The 20316-nt window shown below is 70.0% G+C and carries 19 protein-coding genes and 1 riboswitch; of the genes, 9 read left to right on the top strand and 10 right to left on the bottom strand.

Annotated elements, in window-relative coordinates:
• Nucleotides 1-373: 373 nt before the first annotated feature.
• Complete coding sequence (locus tag AB0C16_RS34765) at nt 374-2473, top strand: S9 family peptidase (protein WP_357689426.1); 2100 nt, start codon at nt 374-376, stop codon at nt 2471-2473.
• Complete coding sequence (gene mgrA / locus AB0C16_RS34770; protein WP_357689429.1) at nt 2470-3456, top strand: L-glyceraldehyde 3-phosphate reductase; 987 nt, start codon at nt 2470-2472, stop codon at nt 3454-3456. The genes AB0C16_RS34765 and mgrA overlap by 4 nt, the downstream gene beginning before the upstream one ends.
• 10 nt (nt 3457-3466) lie before the next feature.
• Here mgrA and AB0C16_RS34775 read toward each other — a convergent pair whose 3' ends face one another.
• Entirely contained in the window at nt 3467-5845 is a 2379-nt protein-coding gene (locus tag AB0C16_RS34775; protein ID WP_357689431.1) for a lysylphosphatidylglycerol synthase transmembrane domain-containing protein, read from the bottom strand.
• A gap of 321 nt (nt 5846-6166) precedes the next feature.
• Between AB0C16_RS34775 and AB0C16_RS34780 the strand changes: the two genes are divergently transcribed.
• A complete protein-coding gene (locus tag AB0C16_RS34780) occupies nt 6167-8182 on the top strand; it encodes a molybdopterin oxidoreductase family protein (RefSeq protein ID WP_357689433.1) in 2016 nt (671 codons plus the stop codon).
• Here the strand turns inward: AB0C16_RS34780 and AB0C16_RS34785 are convergent.
• On the bottom strand, nt 8160-8933 hold the full coding sequence (locus AB0C16_RS34785) for a hypothetical protein (RefSeq protein WP_357689435.1): 774 nt from the start codon (nt 8931-8933) through the stop codon (nt 8160-8162). The two genes, AB0C16_RS34780 and AB0C16_RS34785, sit on opposite strands and share 23 nt — an antisense overlap.
• A gap of 66 nt (nt 8934-8999) precedes the next feature.
• Between AB0C16_RS34785 and AB0C16_RS34790 the strand changes: the two genes are divergently transcribed.
• A complete protein-coding gene (locus AB0C16_RS34790) occupies nt 9000-9557 on the top strand; it encodes a helix-turn-helix transcriptional regulator (RefSeq protein WP_357689437.1) in 558 nt (185 codons plus the stop codon).
• Here the strand turns inward: AB0C16_RS34790 and AB0C16_RS34795 are convergent.
• Nucleotides 9536-10003, bottom strand: a complete 468-nt coding sequence (locus AB0C16_RS34795; RefSeq protein WP_357689439.1) for a GNAT family N-acetyltransferase — start codon at nt 10001-10003, stop codon at nt 9536-9538. The two genes, AB0C16_RS34790 and AB0C16_RS34795, sit on opposite strands and share 22 nt — an antisense overlap.
• A gap of 60 nt (nt 10004-10063) precedes the next feature.
• Between AB0C16_RS34795 and AB0C16_RS34800 the strand changes: the two genes are divergently transcribed.
• Together AB0C16_RS34800 and AB0C16_RS34805 are read left to right on the top strand one after the other, a co-directional pair.
• Nucleotides 10064-10447: a VOC family protein gene (locus AB0C16_RS34800; RefSeq protein WP_357689441.1), complete on the top strand. Its 384-nt coding sequence runs from the start codon at nt 10064-10066 to the stop codon at nt 10445-10447.
• A gap of 24 nt (nt 10448-10471) precedes the next feature.
• Entirely contained in the window at nt 10472-10939 is a 468-nt protein-coding gene (locus tag AB0C16_RS34805; protein WP_357689443.1) for an SRPBCC family protein, read from the top strand.
• Between the two features lie 5 nt (nt 10940-10944).
• Here the strand turns inward: AB0C16_RS34805 and AB0C16_RS34810 are convergent, their stop codons facing one another.
• The 3 genes from AB0C16_RS34810 to AB0C16_RS34820 form a co-directional block, all read right to left on the bottom strand.
• The gene (locus AB0C16_RS34810) at nt 10945-11394 is read right to left on the bottom strand and encodes a hypothetical protein (RefSeq protein WP_357689445.1); all 450 of its coding nucleotides are present in this window, start codon (nt 11392-11394) and stop codon (nt 10945-10947) included.
• Nucleotides 11395-11481: 87 nt separating this feature from the next.
• Nucleotides 11482-11802 carry a multidrug efflux SMR transporter gene (locus AB0C16_RS34815; RefSeq protein WP_357689447.1) on the bottom strand — a complete coding sequence of 107 codons (321 nt, stop codon included), beginning with the start codon at nt 11800-11802 and terminating at the stop codon, nt 11482-11484.
• 32 nt (nt 11803-11834) lie between these two features.
• Nucleotides 11835-11899, bottom strand: a riboswitch (guanidine-III (ykkC-III) riboswitch).
• Nucleotides 11900-11916: 17 nt separating this feature from the next.
• Nucleotides 11917-12714, bottom strand: a complete 798-nt coding sequence (locus AB0C16_RS34820; RefSeq protein WP_357689449.1) for a methyltransferase domain-containing protein — start codon at nt 12712-12714, stop codon at nt 11917-11919.
• Between the two features lie 103 nt (nt 12715-12817).
• Here AB0C16_RS34820 and AB0C16_RS34825 point away from each other — a divergent pair, with 103 nt between their 5' ends.
• From AB0C16_RS34825 to AB0C16_RS34835, 3 genes are all read left to right on the top strand, one after another.
• Nucleotides 12818-14623, top strand: coding sequence for an acyl-CoA dehydrogenase (locus tag AB0C16_RS34825; RefSeq protein ID WP_357689451.1), 1806 nt, complete (start codon nt 12818-12820; stop codon nt 14621-14623).
• Between the two features lie 175 nt (nt 14624-14798).
• Nucleotides 14799-15740 carry an MBL fold metallo-hydrolase gene (locus AB0C16_RS34830; RefSeq protein WP_357689453.1) on the top strand — a complete coding sequence of 314 codons (942 nt, stop codon included), beginning with the start codon at nt 14799-14801 and terminating at the stop codon, nt 15738-15740.
• A gap of 65 nt (nt 15741-15805) precedes the next feature.
• Entirely contained in the window at nt 15806-16030 is a 225-nt protein-coding gene (locus AB0C16_RS34835) for a DUF6458 family protein (RefSeq protein ID WP_357689455.1), read from the top strand.
• A 1-nt stretch (nt 16031) separates the two neighbouring features.
• On the opposite strand, the gene AB0C16_RS34840 is transcribed toward AB0C16_RS34835, so the two are convergent.
• From AB0C16_RS34840 to pdhA, 4 genes are all read right to left on the bottom strand, one after another.
• Nucleotides 16032-16325, bottom strand: coding sequence for a Dabb family protein (locus tag AB0C16_RS34840; RefSeq protein WP_357689457.1), 294 nt, complete (start codon nt 16323-16325; stop codon nt 16032-16034).
• Nucleotides 16326-16527: 202 nt separating this feature from the next.
• On the bottom strand, nt 16528-17973 hold the full coding sequence (locus tag AB0C16_RS34845; RefSeq protein WP_357689459.1) for a dihydrolipoamide acetyltransferase family protein: 1446 nt from the start codon (nt 17971-17973) through the stop codon (nt 16528-16530).
• Nucleotides 17974-17990: 17 nt separating this feature from the next.
• Entirely contained in the window at nt 17991-18971 is a 981-nt protein-coding gene (locus AB0C16_RS34850; protein WP_357689461.1) for an alpha-ketoacid dehydrogenase subunit beta, read from the bottom strand.
• 79 nt (nt 18972-19050) lie between these two features.
• Nucleotides 19051-20142 (bottom strand): pyruvate dehydrogenase (acetyl-transferring) E1 component subunit alpha, encoded by a 1092-nt coding sequence (pdhA, locus tag AB0C16_RS34855; RefSeq protein WP_357689463.1) that lies wholly within the window; start codon nt 20140-20142, stop codon nt 19051-19053.
• Nucleotides 20143-20316 lie beyond the last annotated feature (174 nt).

Here is a 20316-nt window from a genome sequence, read left to right on the forward strand (position 1 = left end):
ACCCCGCTCAGAGGCGCACATTTCATTTCATTTCGTACTGCTGTGTTCTAAATCCTTCCAGCCACCCAGATCCGTGTCAAATTCACCCGAACCAGCCTGACCAGCAGAAACCGAACACCACCCCGTTCCCAGGGCAACCCCTCTAACTTACCAGCCTTCAGAGCGATCCGCGAACCACTCTTCAAACCGGCGAGTCTCAAGGGATTGCCGACGACCACCGCGCAACCATGCCGAATCCACCGGAGTGGAGAAGGAGGTTGGTTGCGCCGCACCGCGTCGGCTTCTAAAGATTAGCAGCGCTCCCGACCGCCTGAGACGCATTCGCCATGGCTCAAGGCCACAGAACGATCACAGCCGACCATAGACTCCCCACGTGAGCAGCAAAACACCGCCACTGGCGAAGAAGGTCCCGACTGAGCGCACACACCACGGCGACACCGTGGTCGACGAGTACGCCTGGCTCTCCGACAAGGACGATCCCGAGACGATCGCCTATCTCGAGGCGGAGAACGCGTTCCTCAAACAGGAGACCGCTCACCTGGCCGACCTGCAGGAGCAGGTGTTCCAGGAGATCAAGGGCCGCACCCAGGAGACCGACCTGTCGGTGCCGAGCCGCAAGGGCGCGTGGTGGTACTACACCCGCACCGAGGAGGGCAAGCAGTACGCCGTCTCGTGCCGCGTCCCCGCCGAGGGCGACACGCCCCCCGAGATCAAGCCCGGCGAGCGCCTCGCCGGGGAGCAGGTCATCCTCGACGGCAACGAGCTGGCCGGCGACAGCCCGTTCTTCGCCGTCGGCACCAGCGCCATCACGCCCGACGGCACGATGCTGGCCTACTCCACCGACTACAAGGGCGCCGAGCGCTTCACGCTGAGGTTCAAGAACCTGGAGACCGGCGAGCTGCTCGATGACGAGATCGAGGACATCTTCTACGGCGGTTGCTGGTCGGCCGACGGCTCGACGTTCTTCTACACCCGCGTCGACGACGCCTGGCGCCCCTTCCAGGTCTACCGTCACACCCTCGGCACGCCGGACGACGTGCTGGTGTACGAGGAGACCGACGAGCGCTACTGGATCGGCATCGGACTCACCCGGAGCGAGCGCTACCTCGTCCTGGGCGCGGGCAGCAAGATCACCAGTGAGGTGCGCATCCTCGACTCGAACGACCCCGCGGGCGAGTTCCGGGTCGTCCGCCCGAGGACGGTCGGCGTCGAATACAGCGTCGAGCACGCCGGCGACTTCTTCTACGTCCTCCACAACGAGAACGCCGAGAACTTCGAGCTGGCCACCGCCCCGCTCGACGCCCCCGGCGACTGGACCCCGCTGATCGCGCACAGCGAGGGCACCCGGCTGCTGGACGTCGACGCGTTCGCCGACCACGCCGTCATCCACTTCCGCCGCGATGGCCTGACCGGCATCCGGGTGCTCCCGTACGGGGACGAAGCCGTGCCGAACGGCTGGCGCGACCGTGTGGAGGCCGCCTACGCCGGCGCCGCGTACGAGATCGAGTTCCCCGAGCCGCTCTACGACGTCAGCCCCGCAGGCAACCCCGAGTTCACCACGCGCCGGCTCCGGCTCGCCTACACCAGCATGATCACGCCGGCCAGCGTCTACGACTACGACCTGGCCACCCGCGAGCTGATCCTGCTCAAGCAGCGCCCGGTCCTAGGCGGCTACACCTCCGACGACTACGAACAGTTCCGCGACTGGGCCACGGCCGACGACGGCACGAGGGTCCCGATCTCCATCGTCAAGCGCAAGGACACCGACGCCCCCGCCCCCACTCTCCTGTACGGCTACGGCAGCTACGAGACCTCCATCGACCCGGGCTTCTCGGTGCCCAGGCTGTCGCTGCTCGACCGCGGCTTCATCTTCGCCGTGGCCCACGTGCGGGGCGGCGGGGAGATGGGCAGGCGCTGGTACGAGGACGGCAAGCTCACCCGGAAGCGCAACACGTTCACCGACTTCGTGGCCGCGGCCAGGCACCTCAAGCAGGCCGGCTGGGGCGAGCGGATCATCGCCAGGGGCGGCTCGGCGGGCGGGCTGCTGATGGGCGCGGTCGCCAATCTGGCGCCGGAGGAGTTCGCGGGCGTGGTGGCCGAGGTGCCGTTCGTCGACGCGCTCAACACCATCCTCGACCCGTCCCTGCCGCTGACGGTGATCGAATGGGACGAGTGGGGCGACCCGCTGCACAACGCCGAGGTCTACGCCTACATGAAGAGCTATACGCCGTACGAGAACGTGGACGGCCGACCGTACCCGCCGATTCTCGCGATCACCAGCCTGAACGACACGCGGGTGCTCTACCACGAGCCCGCGAAGTGGATCGCCAGGTTGCGGGCGACGGCCCAGGGCGGGCCGTTCCTGCTCAAGACCGAGATGGGGGCGGGCCACGGCGGGCGCAGCGGTCGTTACGACGCCTGGCGCGAAGAGGCGTTCGCGCTCGCCTGGATCATCGAGAGAGGCACCTCATGACCTACCTGCCCGACGGCGGTCGCTACGAGCGCCAGCCGTACAACCGCAGTGGGAGGAGCGGGCTCAGGCTGCCGGCGGTCTCGCTGGGGTTGTGGCACAACTTCGGCGACGATCGCCCGCTCTCCACCTCACGTACGATTCTGCGCCGGGCGTTCGATCTGGGCATCACCCACTTCGACCTGGCCAACAACTACGGCGTGCCGTACGGGTCGGCGGAGAGCAACTTCGGGCGCATCCTCCGCCAGGACTTCGCCGCATACCGGGACGAGCTGATCATCTCCAGCAAGGCCGGGTTCGACATGTGGCCGGGGCCCTACGGGGAGTGGGGATCGCGCAAGTACGTGCTGGCCAGTCTCGACCAGTCGCTGGCGCGGATGGGGCTGGAGTACGTCGACATCTTCTACAGCCATCGTCCCGATCCCGACACGCCGCTGGAGGAGACGATGGGCGCGCTGGACCGGGCGGTGCGCTCGGGCAAGGCGCTGTACGCGGGCATCTCCAACTACTCGGCCGAGCAGACCGCGCAGGCGGCCCGCATCATGCGGGAGCTGGGCACGCCGCTGCTCATCCACCAGCCGTCCTACTCGATGATCAACCGGTGGATCGAGGGCGGGCTGCTCGACGTGCTGGAGGAGGCGGGCATGGGCTGCATCGTCTACTCACCGCTCGCGCAGGGCTTGCTGACCGACCGCTACCTGGAGGGCGTGCCCGCCGACTCGCGGGCCGCGACCAGCAGGTTTCTGAACGCCGACCAGATCGACCGCGACCTGGCCCGCGACCTCAACGAGATCGCCGGGAGCCGCGGCCAGACGCTGGCCCAGATGGCGCTGCTGTGGACCCTCAGGGACCCCCGGGTGACCAGCGTGCTGATCGGCGCGAGCAGCGTGAGGCAGCTGGAGGACAACGTCGCCTGCCTGGAGGGTCCCGCCTTCACCGAGGACGAACTGGAGGCGATCGACAAGATCACGCGACCGGCCGCGTGACCGACGGGAGTCACAGGGCCTCGTGCCGCTGAAGGTAGGTGAACGAGGCCCAGCCGGGCAGCACCGGCAGCCAGAAGGTGAGCAGCCGGTAGAGAAGCACGGCCGACGTGGCCAGCTCCTTGGGCAGGCCGGCCACGGTCAGGCCGACGATGAGCGAGGCCTCGACGGCGCCCAGACCACCGGGGGTGGGCGCGGCCGAGCCGATGGCGTTGGCCGTGAGATAGACGACGGCGACGGCGGTGAAGTCGAGCGTGCCGCCGAAGGCCGCGACGCAGGCGTCGAGGCAGACCACGAACGCCAGGGTGATCATCAGGGTCCCGACGCAGCCCTCGATCATCTTGCGCGGTGACTGGAGCACGTCGAGCAGCCGCGGCAGCACGTTGGAGAACAACCGCCGCATCCGATCGGTGACGATCCGGCGCAGCGGCGACACCCCCAGCAGCATGACGACCAGCACGGCCAGCGCCAGCAGGGCGAGGACGAGCTCGCGCGACGGGCTGAACGAGGTGGCGGTGTTGGAGCCGGTGATGTAGGCGAACAGCAGCAGCAGCGCGATGTGGAAGATCATCATGACCAGCTGCGAGGCGCCCACGCTGGCCACCGCGAGTGACGGGGAGATGCCGCGTTTTTGCAGGTAGCGGGTGTTGATGGCGACGCCGCCGACCGCGGCCGGCGCCACGAGCTTGACGAACGAGGCCGCGAACTGGACGAGCACGGTGCGCCGCAGCGGCAGCGGCTCGGGCACGAACCCGCGCAGCATGAGCGCGGCCGCCACGTAGCTGACGAACGAGGCCACGAGCGCCAGGCCCGACCAGCCCCAGTTGGCCGTGGAGATCACGTTGGCCAGGTTGACCTGGCTGAGCTGGGAGAGCAGGAAGTAGGCGGCGAGCGTGCTGGCGATGATGGTGACCAGGGTGCGCGGCCTGAACCGCTCCAGGCGTACCTCTTCGACCGTGCTCTGTGGTCTGAGCGCGACGATCTGCTCGCGGATGGCGCCCAGCAGGCCCTTCTCCTTCGACAGGGCCGAGCGTGTCTCACGGGTCAGCGCGATGCGCTGCAGCAGCGGCATCGCGTGGCCCAGCGTGTCGGGGCCCATGACGGCGGCGGCCGCGCGGACCGAGCGTTCGGGCCCGACGCGGAGCGCGAGGTAGGTGAGCAACTGTGCGACGTCGAGCCGCAGCAGCAGGTCGCCGGCGGCGATCTCGCCGCTGCGGGCGTCGGTCAGCACGACGCGACCCGCCTTGTCCAGGTGGATGCCGTCGCCGGTGAGCCGCCGGTGCGCGAGTCGCTGGATCTGCAGCAGGGCCACCTGCTCCCAGATCTGCGCGAGGACACCGTCGTCGATCTCGGCGTCGGGCACCTCGTCGAGTGTGCGCGTGTCGAGATGCTCGTAGGCGAGCAGCGCGGCCTCGGTGCCGATCTCGCTGGTGCCGAGGAGTCGCGGCGTGCTCGCGCCCGCCGCCTGCGTGGCGTACGCCATGAGCGCCTCGCGTTCCAGCTCGGCCCGCAGTGATCTGATCGCCCGGCGCCTGGTCTCGGAGTTGAGCCGGATCCGCCGCCACAGCCGGTACGGCAGGCCGGCCACCTGGCGGTCACGGTCGAGCACGGTGACGTCGAGGCTGCTGCCGTCCTGGAGCCCCATGTGGTAGCGGCGGCTGCCCTGGTGGTCGTCGTCGATCCGGCGGGCCGACACCGGGGCGAAGGAGAGCTTGCGGAGGGCGGCGACCACGGCGTTGCCGGGCGGCCGGGTGTTGGGGCTGCCCACGCCGTAGAGCGTCGCGTAGCCCATCGCCATGCCGACCAGGATGGTGACGATGGCGCCCGGCAGCGTGATCTGCCGGCCGGAGAACAACGCGAAGATGTAGAGCGCGACGACGGTCCACATGAGCGCGCGCCAGGTGGGCCGCCGGGAGATGCGCACGGCGGTGGCGTAGGCGATCACGGAGGTGAGCAGCGTGTTGAGCGGCTCGATCGAGCGGCCGCCGGTGAGCAGCTGACTCAGGTCCTCGACGTTGCCGGCGACGATCCACTGGCCGAGCAGGAAGGAGCCGACCATGCCGATGATCGCGGCGATCAGTCCTTCCGCGACGCGCAGCCCGTCGCGGTGGAAGACGCGTTCGACGGCGAACGCCACGGGCACTATCAGCACGGCCGCGCCGCCGAGGAACGTGGCCACGCGGCTGAGCAGGTCGGGGACGAGAGTGGTGCCCTCGGTGACGTCGGCCTCGAGGCCGTTGAGGGTCTGCTTGGCGATCAGGGCGAGCAGAACGACCGCGCTGAGCACGAGCAGCGTGGCGAGGAAACGCAGCAGGTCGGAGGGGCGGCGGAGGCGTTGGGGCAGCAGTGGCTCCACCACATAGACATCGGGGTCTGGACGTGTCTTAGCCACGGCTGGATCCCCCTCCGAGAGGTCCTCCGTGTTCGCACGTTCCCTGATTTCGGCCACCGACAGCGATTCTGCACCTTCCCGGCCGGACCGTACGATCTTTAGCCGCTAGTGTCCCTAATCGTCACCTCCGTCTCCACCGAGTAACGACTCGGTCGGCTGTGACGTGCCCAGCCCCGGCGTTTCGAAGCGTCTGGGCTCTCGCGCCCGCGTCGCCGCACGTCAACCGGTAGACGGGGCGCGCGACGCAGAGTACACGGCGCAGGCGCCCCATCGGCAACACGACCCTCGGGCCGGTGCGGGCCGGGAAGTAGGCTTTCCCCTATGTCGGGTGAGCTGAGGGTTTGGGGCGCTTGTCCCCTGGACTGCCCGGACGGCTGCTCATGGATCGTGAGCGTCGACGAGGGCAGGGCCGTGAAGATGCGTGGCAACCCTGACCACCCCTACACGCGGGGCTCCCTCTGTGTGAAGGTCAACCGCTATCTGGAGCACACCCGGGCCGACGACCGCATCCTCCACCCGCTGCGCCGTACGGGGCCGAAGGGGTCGGGGCGGTTCGAGCGGATCACCTGGGACGAGGCGCTCGAGGAGATCTCGGCCCGGCTGCGCGGCATCATCGAGGAGCACGGCGGCGAGGCGATCTGGCCCTACCAGGGCACCGGGTCGCTCGGCTACATCCAGGGTTGCGGGGGGATGGCCGGGCGCCGGTTCTGGAACGTCCTCGGCGCCTCCAGGCACTGGCTGAACATCTGCGCCACCGCCGGCAACATCGGGCTGACCCTGACCAACGGCACCCCCGGCGGGATGGATCCCGAGGACTTCGCGCTCTCGAAGCTGATCCTGCTCTGGGGCACCAACACGCTGACCAGCGGCCATCACCTGTGGAAGTTCGTCCAGGACGCGCGGGCGAACGGCGCCCACGTGGTGGCCGTCGACCCGATCCGCACCAGGACCGCCGACCAGGCCGACCAGCACCTGGCGATCAGGCCGGGCACGGACGCGGCGCTGGCGCTCGGGCTGCTCAACGTGGTGCTCGCGGAGGGCGCGCAGGACGAGGAGTTCCTGGCCGGGCACACGGAGGGCTGGGAGGCCTTTCGCGAGGAGATCCTGAGCCATCCGGTCGCGAGGGTGGCGGAGATCACCGGCATCCCGGCCGAGGACATCCACAGCCTGGGGATGAGGCTCGCGCGCACCCGGCCCACCGCGATCCGCGCCACGATGGGCGTCCAGCGGCACGAGGGCGGCGGCACCGCGATGCGGACCATCGCCGCGATCCCCGGCGTCACCGGCGACTGGCGCCACCCGGGCGGCGGCGTCTCCTACTCCACCAGCGGCCACGTCCACCTCGGCGTCGACACCCGCGACGACCTGCTGGCCGCGCCGGTCCGCACGCTGACCATGACCCGCCTGGCCTCCGACCTCGAGACGGTGAAGTGCCTGTGGGTGTACGGGGCCAACCCGGTCGGCTCCACCTCCGACACCAACGCGATCAGGCGCGGGCTGCGGCGCGACGACCTGTTCACGGTGGTGATGGAGCACTTCCCCACCGACACGGTCGACTACGCCGACATCGTGCTGCCCGCGACCATGCAGACCGAGCACCTGGACCTGCACGCCGGCTACGGCCACATGTACCTGCAGTGGAACGAGCCCGCCGTGGAGCCGCCGGGCGAGTGCCTGTCGACGACCGAGACCTTCCGCCGCCTGGCCGGCCACATGGGCCTGACCGAGCCCTCCCTGTACGACTCGGACCTGGAGCTGGCCGGGCAACTCCTCGCCGGCGGTCACCCGTCGCTGGAGGGCATCACGCTGGACCGGCTGCGCAAGGAGGGCTGGGTGCGGATGAACTATCCCAAGCCGTTCGTCCCGTTCGCCGACGGCTTCCCGACGCCGTCCGGCCGGTTGCGCTTCCCGCCCGCCGGCCAGGCCTACGTCCCGCCCCTGTCGGCCCGTACGGCCGGCGACTCGCCGTACAAGCTGACCCTGATCACACCCGCGGCGCACACGTTCCTCAACACGGTGTTCGGCAACAATCCGGAGCTGCGGCGCCGGGCCAAGGAGCCGGTCGTGCTGGTCAACCCGGCCGACGCGGCCGAGCGCGGGCTGGTGAGCGGTCAGCGGGTGCGGGTGCACAACGGCCGCGGCGAGTTCCTGGCCGACGTCGAGGTCAGCGACCGGGTGGCGCGGGGCGTGGTGGCCTCGCCCAAGGGTCGCTGGCCGAAGCACAGCCCCGGCGGCGCGAACCCGAACGCGGTCGTCGAGGAACGCGACGCCGACCTGGGCCGGGGGGCCGTCTACCACGACAACCTGGTCGAGATCAGCCCTTGTGCCGGTCCATGAAGGCGACGATCCGGTCGAGCACCTCGGGGCCGTAGGAGCTGCGGAACATGTCCGTGGCGTGGAAGCCCTCGCCCTTGATGATGTGCACCTCGTTGGCGGGGGCCTTGGTCGCGGCGTCGTGGGACGTCTGGAGGTCTTTGGCGCCGCCGTAGCCGTCGTTCTCGGTGCCGATCTGGAGCAGCGGCACGGTGATCTTGGCCGCGACCTCGGCGTCGATCGCGCCTGAGAGGGCGACGATGCCCGCCGCCTTGTCGCCCATCCTCGCCGCGGCGGGGGCCGAGACGGTGCCGCCGATGGAGCCGCCGACGAAGAACAGCCGCTTGACGCCCTTCTTCCCGGCCAGCCGCTTGCCCATCTTGACCGCCATGTCCTCCGGCGGAACGCTGCTGTCGCGGGCGTAGAGGAGGACGCGGTAGCCGGCCTCGACCAGGCGGTCGGAGAGCGGGCGCCAGTTGCAGACATTGCCGAGGCGCTCGTAGGTGATCACCACGCCGACCTCACCCTTGCCCGTGATCACGCCGGGCAGGTCGTCGCCGTGGGTGAAGATCTCGCCGTCCTCCTCGGTGAAGCAGCCGCTCACGTTGGGGCCGGTGATCACGCGGGACGGGGACGGGGTCGGGGTCGGGGTGGCGGGTGGACTGGATGTCGGCGTGGGCGCCGGGGTCGGACCGCCCGACGCGGTGGTGGTGACCGTGCCCCCGCAAGCGGTCAGCACCACCACGAGCCCCGCCAAACCGATGATCCTTCGCATGCCCGCCTCCCTACACTATGTCTGAACTGACATAGTTGTGGGACGCACCTTACCCTTGGAAGCACCATGAGCTCAACGACGAAGACCCCGACGCTGGGATTCGCGATCCTCGCGGTGCTGGCCCGCGGTGATCGCACCGGGTACGACATCGCCGCGGCCATGCGGCGGCCCGTCTCCTACTTCTGGACGGCCGGTCACAGCCAGATCCACGCCGAGCTGCAGAAGCTGCTGGCCGGCAGGCTGGTCGCCTACGAGACCACGCATGGGCCGGGGCCGCAGGACAAGAAGGTCTACCGCCTGACGCCCGAGGGCTCGCGGGCGCTGCGGGCATGGGTGACCGAGCCGCCCCGGGAGCGGCCCGAGCGCGACGAGCTGGTGCTGAAGACGTACGCGTCGTGGCTGGCCGATCCCGCGCTGGTCAGGCGGCTGTTCGCCGACCAGCTCGCGGTGCACGAGGCACGGCTGGCGGAGTACGAACGCGAGGAGGAGTTGTTCGGTGAGCCGCCCCGGGCGGGCGACCCACGATTCGGCAACTACGCGACGCTACGGTGCGGCCTGGGCTACGAGCGGCACCGCGCCGAGTGGTGCAGATGGATGATCGCTCAGCTCAGCGACAGCTTGTAGCCCTCGTGGGAGGCGGTGAAGCCGAGCGAGTCGTAGAACCGGTGCGCGCCGGCGCGTGTCTTGTCGGAGGTGAGCTGCACCATGACGCAGCCGCGGGACCTGGCCCGGTCGACTCCCCACTGGATCATCCTGCGGCCGAGGCCCTCTCCCCGGGTCGTGGCGGCGACCCTCACGCTCTCGATCTGGCATCGCTCGGCACCGAGCCGTGACAGGCTCGCCAGGTAGGTGAGCTGCATCGTGCCCACGACCTCGCCGTCGCGCTCGGCCACGATCAACTCGTCGTAGGGATCCGCGTCGATGCGGGCGAAGGCCTTCAGGTAGCGTTCGTCGGCCGGGTCGCCCTCGCGCTTCGCGCCGAGCGGGTCGTCGGCCAGCATCGCGACGATCGCGGGCACGTCCTCGGCGGTGGCCGTGCGGAAGACTGGTTCTGGAACGGTTTCGGACATGAAGCTCATCATCCCGTAACCGGTTTGACGGATGCGAAGGTGTCCCGCTTGGGTGGCGGGATGATTGAGATTCATTCCGTGACCATCGACTGCGCGGAGCCGTACGAGCTGGCTTCCTGGTGGAGCAGGGCGACCGGGCTGCCGCTCGGCGACGACGACCGGCCGGGCGACGACGAGGTCATGCTCCGCACCGAGCAGGACCCGTTCCTGCTGTTCATCCGGGTCCCCGAGGGCAAGACCGCGAAGAACCGCGTCCACCTCGACGTCAACGGCACCGAGGGCCGGACCCGCGACCAGGAGGTCGAGCGGCTCCTGGGGCTGGGCGCGACGGTGCTCCACGACCTCCGCGAGGCCGACGGCACCGGCTGGGTGACCATGCGCGACCCCGAGGGCAACGAGTTCTGCGTGTGCCGGAGTCAGGCGGAGAGAGGGTTGCCCGAATAACGTTCTGTCGGCGATGCTGACCGCATGAGCGAGCCGAGCGCGTCCGCGAGCATCGAAATCGCCGCCTCCCCCGAGCGGGTCTACGCCCTGGTCACCGATCTGTCCGGGATCGGCAACTGGAACGCCGAGTGCCTGCGTGCACGGTGGGTCGGCCCCCTCAAGGAGGCCAGGCCGGGAGCCAGGTTCGTCGGCGGCAACCGCAACGGCTCCCGCCGCTGGTCCACCAGTTGCACGGTCACCGCGGCGGAGCCGGGCCGCGCCTTCGCCTACCACGTGCGCGCGGCGGGGGTGCTCGACATCGCCATCTGGCGCTTCGACATCACCCCGACCGAGACGGGTTGCCGGGTCGAGCAGAAGACCTGGGACACCCGGGGCAGGTTCATGAACGTCGTCGGCGGCTGGGCGACGAACGTGCCGGACCGGGCCGTGCACAACACCGCGAACATGAACCGGACCCTGCAAGCGCTCAAGCGGGAGGCCGAGGGCGCCTGACGGCGTCACTCGGCCCGCGCGCGTCCCTTCATGGTGAGCGTGAGGATGCCGGCGATGATGTAGACGAGCAGGCCGTGCCAGAGCGACTGGAAGGCCGAGCCGAAGACACCCTCGCCGTCGAGCACCAGCTGCACCGGGTAGTCCAGCACGGCGGTGATCCCGGCGGGGAGCAGCGCGAACTTCCACGGGTGCCGCAGCGACCAGTGGCGAGCCTGGCGGGTCACCCGGTCGCCCTCGTCGGGCTTGGACACCGCGCCGATGGCGGCGATCAGCGCGAACAGGCTGATGCCGAGGCCCAGCGCCCAGACCAGGTCGGCGGGGCCGGGCAGCAGCACGCCCATGCCCCAGCTGGCCGCGGCGACCGCGCCGCCACCGATGGCGGCGGTCTTCCAGGGGGCGCCGCGCAGCGCGGCGCCGGACAGCGAGACTTCGTCGCGTCGACTGATTTCGTTCATATCCTCAGGGTGCCTTTTGGGCCCCCCGGTTCACATCCGGGACGAACCCTGAGAATCCCCTTACCAGTCGCGGCGGATCAGTACGCGTCAGTGCGCGCCGGCCAGGTTGAGGCCCACGATTCCCATCACGATGAGGGCGATCGAGGCGAGGCGGACGAACGACGCGTCGTCGCCCATGGCCAGCATGCCGACCATCGCCGTGCCCACCGCCCCGATGCCGGTCCACACCGCGTACGCGGTGCCGACGTCGAGGGATTTGAGCGCGTACGCGAGCAGACCGAAACTGAGCACGGCCGTGACGAAGAAGGAGATGGACCACCACACGTTGGAGAACCCGTCGCTCAGCTTGAGCGACAGGGCCATGACGACCTCGAAGAGACCGGCGACGATGAGAATGAGCCAGGCCATGAGTGAAACCTCCGGCGAGCGAGACGACAGGTCGTGCGTCGTCTTGGCTTTCCGGGTACGGCGCGTCTCGTCCGGGAGCGGGGCTCTGCCGCTATAACGAAGGTGACGAGCCGATCATTCCCACCAGATGGTGACCCAGCGGTCTCTCGGGAGCGGCCACATGCCGAAGGAGAGCGCGGTCTCCGCGACCTCCGTCGAGCGCGCCGGGTCGAGGCAGATGCGCTGGCAGGCGCTGGCCGCGAGGTCCTCCAGGGTGGAGAAGCGTTCGAGCGGCGCCTCCCGCTCCTCCACCCGCACGGGGTAGCCGAGGGCGGCGGCCAGTGCGACACAGTCTTCGGCGATGGGCCTGACCGGGCGCTCGACGCCGTGGAAGTGCTGCCACAGGGGCGCCATCCAGCTCATCGGATGGCGCTGCGGCATCTCGATCACCACCCGGCCCCGGGTGCGGTCGTCGAGCGCGCGCAGGAAGGGCGCCAGGTCGGGGACGTTGTAGACCACGTGCGCGGCGATCGTCGCGTCCACCGAAGGCACCTGCCCGGCCACGTCGGGCCAGCGCCCCTCGACCGTCGTCAGCGCGACGCCCAGCTTGTCGGCCCGGGTGGTGAGCTCGGCCAGCATCGCGGGTGAGGTGTCGACGGCGTAGAGCTCGCCGATGCGCTCGTGCAGCGGCAGGGAGGCGGCGCCGGTGCCGGCGCCCACGTCGAGCAGCACACCGCCCGGTGGCAGTGCTTCGGTGAGGCGGGTCATCGTGGGCCCGTGGTCCGGGTCGGCCAGCGCCAGGTCGGTGCGCGTGGCGAAGCGGCCGGGCGAGTGGCCCCAGGGATCGACCGGGGCCCTGGCCATGATCTCCTCCGGAATGGCCCAGGATTCCAGCCGCTCTCGCCAGCGCCCGGCGAGTTCTTCGGCATCCATGAAGACGAGCATGCCACGCATACCGCTGGTTACTCGCGGGTAGCATTGCTAGTAGGGTTACTAGCCAGTAGATATCGCCCCCGGTTCAAGGAGATCAGCAGCCATGGGCCACTTCAAGAGCAACCTGCGTGACCTGGAGTTCAACCTCTTCGAGGTGTTCGGGCGCGGCGAGATCCTCGGCACCGGGCCGTACGCGGATGTGGACGAAGACGTCGCCCGCAGCATCCTGGACGAGGTCAACCGGCTGGCCTCTGGCGTCCTTGCCGACTCGTTCGAGGAAGGCGACCGCCACCCGCCGGTCTTCGATCCGGAGACCGGCGGCGTCACGGTGCCGGCCGGCTTCAAGAAGTCGTACAAGGCGCTCGTGGACGGCGGCTGGGCACACCTGGACCTGCCGACCGATCTGGGCGGTCCCGGCATCCCCCGGAGCCTGGCGTGGGCCACCGCCGAGATGGTGCTGGGCGCCAACCCCGCCCTGTACATGTACGCGGCCGGCCCCAACTTCGCCTACACCCTGTGGAAGGTCGGCACCGACGACCAGAAGCGCTTCGCCGAGCTGGCCATCGAGCGCAACTGGGGCGCCACCATGGTGCTCACCGAGCCCGACGCGGGCTCCGACGTCGGCGCCGGCCGGGCCAGGGCGGTTCGGCAGCCCGACGGCACCTGGCACATCGAGGGCGTCAAGCGCTTCATCACCAGCGCCGAGCACGACCTGACCGAGAACATCTTCCACCTCGTGCTGGCCCGCCCCGAAGGCCACGGTCCCGGCACCAAGGGCCTGTCGATGTTCCTGGTGCCCAAGTTCCACGTGAACCTGGAGAACGGCGAGCTGGGCGAGCGCAACGGCGTCTACGTCACCAACGTCGAGAAGAAGATGGGCCTGAAGGTCTCCACGACCTGCGAGCTGACCTTCGGCGACAAGCACCCGGCCATCGGCTGGCTGGTCGGCGACGTGCACGAGGGCATCAAGCAGATGTTCATGGTGATCGAGCACGCCCGCATGATGGTCGGCACCAAGGCCATCGCCACGCTCTCCACCGGCTACCTCAACGCCCTGGAGTACGCCAAGGCCCGCCTGCAGGGCGCCGACCTGGCCCAGATGTCCGACAAGACCGCGCCCCGGGTGCCCATCACCCGGCACCCCGACGTGCGCCGCGAGCTCATGCTGCAGAAGTCGTACGCCGAGGGCATGCGGGCGCTCGTCCTCTACACGGCCACCTTCCAGGACGCCATCCAGCTCGACCCCGACGACCCGCACGCGCAGGCCATGAACGACCTGCTGCTGCCGCTGGTCAAGGGCGTCGGCTCGGAGCGTTCGTACGAGCTGCTCGCCCGGTCGCTGCAGACCCTGGGCGGCTCCGGCTACCTGCAGGACTACCCGATCGAGCAGTACATCCGCGACGCGAAGATCGACTCGCTCTACGAGGGCACCACCGCCATCCAGGGCCTCGACCTGTTCTTCCGCAAGATCCTGCGGAACCAGGGCGTCGCGATCGGGTCGCTGCTGGCCGAGATCGGCGCGTTCGCCTCCTCCGAGGCGGGCAACGGCCGGCTCAAGGAGGAGCGCAAGCTGCTCGCCGAGGCCGCCGCCGACGTCAAGATCATGGGCGACACGATGGCCGGATGGGCGCTCGGGTCGATGGACGCGCCCAGGGAGGTCTACAAGGTCGGGCTCAACACCACCCGATTCCTGCTGGCGCTGGGCGACCTGGTGATCGGCTGGCTGCTGCTGCGCCAGGCCGAGATCGCCCTGGCCAAGCTGGTGGACGGCGAGGACGCCTTCTACCAGGGCAAGGTCGCCGCCGCCTCGTTCTTCGCGACGACCGTGCTGCCGCGCCTGGCCGTCGAGCGCCGCGTGCTCGCCGCCACCGGCCTGGACCTCATGGACCTGCCGGAGGACGCCTTCTAACCCGGCACAACCCCTCTGCCCGCCTCTCCGCCACCCGCGGCGGTCACCTCGCGAACGCCCGCCCCGCCTCCGGGGCGGGCGTTCGGCCGCCGGGCAGGCCCCTCCCCCGCCGAGCGGGGACGGCCCGCCGAGCTCTCGCCGAGCGGGGACGGGCCGGTTTCGCTACGGTCGGAGGATGAGTTCGACCCCGCACGACCATCCACTGCCCCCGCCGCGGGTCGAAGAGGTCTCCGACGGCGTCTACGCCTACGTGCAGCCCGACGGCAGCTGGTGGATCAACAACACGGGCTTCCTCGCCGGCCGGCGCGGAGTGATCGGCATCGACGCCTGCTCGACCGAACGCCGCACCAGGGCCTACCGCGAGGCCATCGCCGCCGTCACCGACCGGCCCGTCACGACGCTGGTCAACACCCACCACCACGGCGACCACACGTTCGGCAACCACTTGTTCCCCGAGGCCACCATCGTCGGTCACGAGCGCACCCGCGAGCTGGTGCTGGCCGACGGCATCCCCGCCTACCGCACCCTCGTCTGGTCGCCCGACGTCGAGTGGGGGGAGCTGGAGGCCGTGCCGCCGTTCCTCACCTACACCGACCGCGTCACCCTCTACTCCGACGAGCTGCGGTGCGAGGTCAGGCACGTCGGGGTCGCCGCCCACACGACCAACGACTCGTTCGTCTGGATCCCGGAGCGCCGCCTGCTGTTCTCCGGCGACCTGCTGTTCAACGGCGGCACGCCGTTCGTGCTGATGGGCTCGGTGACCGGCGCGCTGGAGGCGCTCGACCAGCTGGAGCGGCTCGGCGCGGAGACGATCGTGCCCGGCCACGGCGACGTGTGCGGGCCGGAGGTCATCGCCCGGGTCCGCGGCTACCTGCGGTTCGTGCAGGAGACGGCCGAGCGCGGCCGGGCCGCCGGGCTCACCCCGCTGGAGACCGCCCGCGAGACGGATCTCGGCGAGTGGGCGGCGCTGCTCGACTCCGAACGCATCGTGGGCAACCTGCACCGCGCCTACGCCGAGCTGGCGGGCCTGCCCCCGGGCGGCGACATCGATCTGGTCGCGGCCATCGGCGACATGATCACCCTCAACGGCGGCCGGCCACTCTCCTGCCTCGCCTGAGCGTGTGATCACCCATACCCGGGTATGACCGTGGGCGTACTCGCTCTTTGCCTTCGGAGGTCGTCATGGGTGTCGGGGTCAGCATCTTCTTCCTCACGCTCGGCGCCATCCTGAGATTCGCCATCGAGCCCGACGTGTTCGGTGACAGCGTCCACATGGACGTGATCGGCCTGATCTTCATGATCGTCGGCGGAGCGGGCATCGTGCTGAGCATCGTGCTGGCTCCCCGGCGGGGCCGCACCTCCGAGGACCGGCTGATGCACCGCGAGAACCAGCCGCCGGAGATCTGACCTACGCCTCGATCTGCACGGCGGCGCGGGCCGCCATGATGGGCCTGATGTGGTCGGTGACGACCGCCTGGTGGCGCGGGTGGTCACGGTAGGCCAGGTAGTCGTCGACGTTGTCGAAGTCGGCGACGACCCCGAACTCGTGATTGCCCTGGTTGACACCCACGTCGTCGCCGACCGTGTAGGCGCGGATCTGCGGGATGAGGTCAGGCAGCTTGCGCAGCTCGGTCGCCACCATGGCCTTCTGCTCCTCGGTGGCGTCTTCGGTCCAGGCGAAGAGCACGATGTGGCGGATCATGCGGCCACCCTATCGCCGCGCCCCTGCCAGGCATCACCGCGCTCCACGGGCGCCACTTCCCGCCCAGCCGTCCGCCCGGGTGAGCCACACCCCGGGACCCGCACGGCCGGGCGGCGGGCGAAGGACGCGGGCGCACCAGGGCGCCCGCGTCCGGTCCGTCACCCGTGCCGGAGCGGGAGCCGGTCGCGGTGAAGCGTCCGGCTCAGCTCCAGGCCAGCATCCGCAGCGGATCCTCCAGCATCGCGCCCACGTCGCGCAGGAACAGCGAGCCGAGCTCTCCGTCGACGATCCGGTGGTCGAACGAGAGCGCCAGGGTCGTCACCTTGCGGACCGCCAGCTCGCCGTCCACCACCCACGGCATGTCCCTGACCTGGCCGAAGGCGAGGATGGCCGCCTCGCCCGGGTTGAGGATCGGGGTGCCGGTGTCGACGCCGAACACGCCCACGTTGGTGATCGTGATCGTGCCCCCGGCCATCTCGGCCGGCTGGGTGCGGCCGGCCCTGGCCGTCTCGGCGAGCTCCCCGAGCCGCTTGGCCAGCTCGGGAAGCGACAGCTCGTGGGCGTTCTTGACGTTGGGCACCACGAGCCCGCGGGGGGTCGCGGCGGCGATCCCGAGGTGGACGTAGTGCTTGACCACGATCTCCTGGGCGGCCTCGTCCCAGGAGGAGTTGATCATCGGATATCGCCGGGCCGCGGTCAGCACCGCCTTGGCCACCAGAAGCAGCGGCGAGACCTTGACCTCGGCGAAGTCGGGCAGCGTGCGCAGCCGCCGGACCGCGTCCATGGTCTCGGTCACGTCCACCTGGAGGAACTCGGTGACGTGCGGAGCGGTGAAGGCGCTGGCCACCATGGCCTGCGCGGTCATCTTCCGCACGCCCTTGATGGCGATGCGCTCCTCACCCTGCCCGGCGGGCGCCGCCGTGGTCGCGGGCGCGGCGGCGGCGTGGACGTCGTCACGGGTGATGGAGCCCTCGGGTCCCGTCCCCGCCACGGTGGCGAGGTCGACGCCCAGGTCCTTGGCCAGTTTGCGCACCGGCGGCTTGGCCAGTACGGGGCCCCGGCCGCCGGCCGGACCCGCCGCGCCGCCCTCGGTCACCGCCTCGCGCGGGGCCATCGCGGGCTTCGCGGACGGGCCGTCGACCCGGGACGGACCGGCGACGGGAGCCGCCGGAGCCGTGGGCGGCCGGGCGGCTCCCTCGCGCTCGCCCTGTGTGCCCGGTTTGCGGGGGCGGCGTTTGGTGGCGCCGGTCTTGACGCCATAGCCGACCAGGACCGCCTGGCGCTGCTCCTTGGGCGCCGGGCTGCCGTGAGTGCCCGGCTCCACCGCGCCCTCCTCGGGCGGGCGCGGCACCATGTCGTCGGCCAGGGCCTCGATCCGGCCGGCCTCGGCCGACTCCTGGGCCGGCTCCTCGGCCGTCTCGACGGTGATGATGGGCACGCCCACGTCGACCGTCTGGCCCTCGTCCGCCAGCAGGTCGGCGACCACTCCGTCCCAGGGGACGGGCAGCTCGACGATGGACTTGGCCGTCTCGATCTCGACGACGATCTGGTTGACCTTGACCGCGTCGCCCTGCTTCACATGCCAGCGGACGATCTCCGCCTCGGTCAGCCCTTCGCCGACGTCGGGGAGCTTGAAGTCGCGTCGCATGAATTCCGGTCCCCCTCTCAGTAGCCGAAGGCGCGGTCGACGGCGTCGAGCACCCTGTCCAGGTCGGGCAGGTAGTGCTCCTCCAGCTTCGACGGTGGGTACGGCGTGGAGAAGCCGCCGACCCGCAGCACCGGGGACTCCAGGTGGTAGAAGCACCGCTCGGTGATCCGGGCCGCCAGCTCGGCGCCGAACCCGCTGTTGACCGGCGCCTCATGGACCACCACGACCCGGCCCGTACGGCGGGCGGACTCCATCACGAGCGGCTGGTCGAGCGGGTTGAGCGAGCGCAGGTCGATGACCTCCAGCGAACGCCCGTCGTCCTCGGCGGCCGTCGCGGCCTCCAGGCAGGTCTTGACCATGGGCCCGTAGGCGATCAGGGTCGCGTCGGTGCCCGGCCGCACCACCCGGCCCCGGTCGAAGGGGGTCCACCAGTCGGCGGACGTGGTGTCGATCTCGGCCTTCTCCCAGTAGCGGCGCTTGGGCTCGAAGAAGATGACCGGGTCGTCGCTGCTGATGGCCTGCTGGATCATCGAGTAGGCGTCGGCCGGGTTGGAGCAGGCCACCACACGCAGCCCGGCGGTGTGGGTGAAGTAGGCCTCGGGCGACTCGCTGTGGTGCTCGACCGCGCCGATGCCGCCGCCGCACGGGATGCGTACGACCACCGGCAGCCTGATGGCGCCCAGCGAGCGCATCGGCATCTTGGCCAGCTGGGTGATGATCTGGTCGGCCGCGGGGAAGACGAAGCCGTCGAACTGGATCTCGCACACCGGCCGGTAGCCACGCAGCGCCAGGCCGATCGCGGTGCCGATGATGCCCGACTCGGCCAGCGGGGTGTCGATGACCCGGTCTTCGCCGAAGTCCTTCTGCAGGCCGTCGGTGACCCGGAACACGCCGCCCAGCTTGCCGACGTCCTCGCCCATGATGAGGACCTTGGGGTCGTCCTCCATGGCCTTGCGCATGCCCTCGTTGAGCGCCTTGGACAGGCTCATGACGGTCATGAGGCCTCCTTGGCGGACGTCATGACCTTCGTTCCCCTGACCAAGGTGCTGTGCCGGCTGATGACCTCACTCCGGTCGCTCATGACTCGAAGCCCTCCAGGTAGGCGGCGAACTGGGCGCGCTCCTCGTCGATCAGAGCGTGCGGCTCGGAGTAGACGTGGTCGAAGATGTCGAGCGGCCGGGGATCGGGCATGGCCAGGCAGCGCCTGCGCAGGTCGGCGCCGAGCTGGTCGGCCTCGGCCTCGATCGAGTCGAAGAACGCCTGGTCGGCGTGTTCGTTCTTGAACAGGTAGGCCTTGACCCGTTCGATCGGGTCCTTGAGCTTCCACGCCTCCAGCTCGCTGGCCACGCGGTAGCGCGTCGGGTCGTCGGTGGTGGTGTGGGCGCCCATCCGGTAGGTGTAGGCCTCGACGAGCGTGGGGCCCTGTCCTTCGCGGGCGTTCCTGAGCGCCTGCCTGGTCACGGCGAGACAGGCGAACACGTCGTTGCCGTCGACCCGGACGCCGGGAAAGCCGAAGCCGGAGGCCCTGCGATAGAGGGGGATGCGGGTCTGCTTCTCCAGCGGCTCGGAGATGGCCCACTGGTTGTTCTGGCAGAAGAACACGATCGGCGCGTTGAACACGCTGGCCCAGATGAACGCCTCGTTGACGTCGCCCTGGGAGGTGGCTCCGTCGCCGAAGTAGGCGATGGTGGCCGCGGTCGCGTCGTCGCGCTGGATGCCCATGGCGTAGCCGACCGCGTGGAGGGTCTGGCTGCCGATGACGATCGTGTAGAGGTGGAAGTTGTGCTCCTTGGGGTCCCAGCCGCCGTGGTTGACGCCCCGGAACAGGCCGAGCAGCTTCACCGGGTCGACGTCGCGGCACCAGGCCACGCCGTGCTCGCGGTAGGTGGGGAAGGCCATGTCGGCGTCGGTCAGCGCGCGGCCGGAGCCGATCTGCGCGGCCTCCTGGCCGAGCAGCGAGGCCCAGATGCCGAGCTCGCCCTGCCGCTGCAGGGCCACGGCCTCCAGGTCGATGCGCCTGACGAGCGCCAGGTCGCGGTAGAGGGACCTGACCTCTTCAGGCGTCAAGTCGATGTCGTAGTCGGGATGCTCGACCCGCTCTCCCTCCGGGGTGAGCAGTTGGACGAGCTCTGGGGGTGCTTGGGCACCACGAGAGGCGTCGGCTGTCACGTGCCACTCCTGTGCGTTCGGGGCCTTTCGCGGTGGGGTCTCCACCTGGGCCGGCCTGCTGAGCGTTTGACCATCTGGTGGTGGTTCGTACGCTTTGAGGACATGGTGGCAGACGTCACAGCCCTTCGCGCAAGCCCCATGCCCTCCCCGTTCCCGTTGTGCCGGTGGCCACAC

The organism is Nonomuraea sp. NPDC048916 (genome assembly GCF_040649575.1).
Classification (GTDB): Bacteria; Actinomycetota; Actinomycetes; order Streptosporangiales; family Streptosporangiaceae; genus Nonomuraea.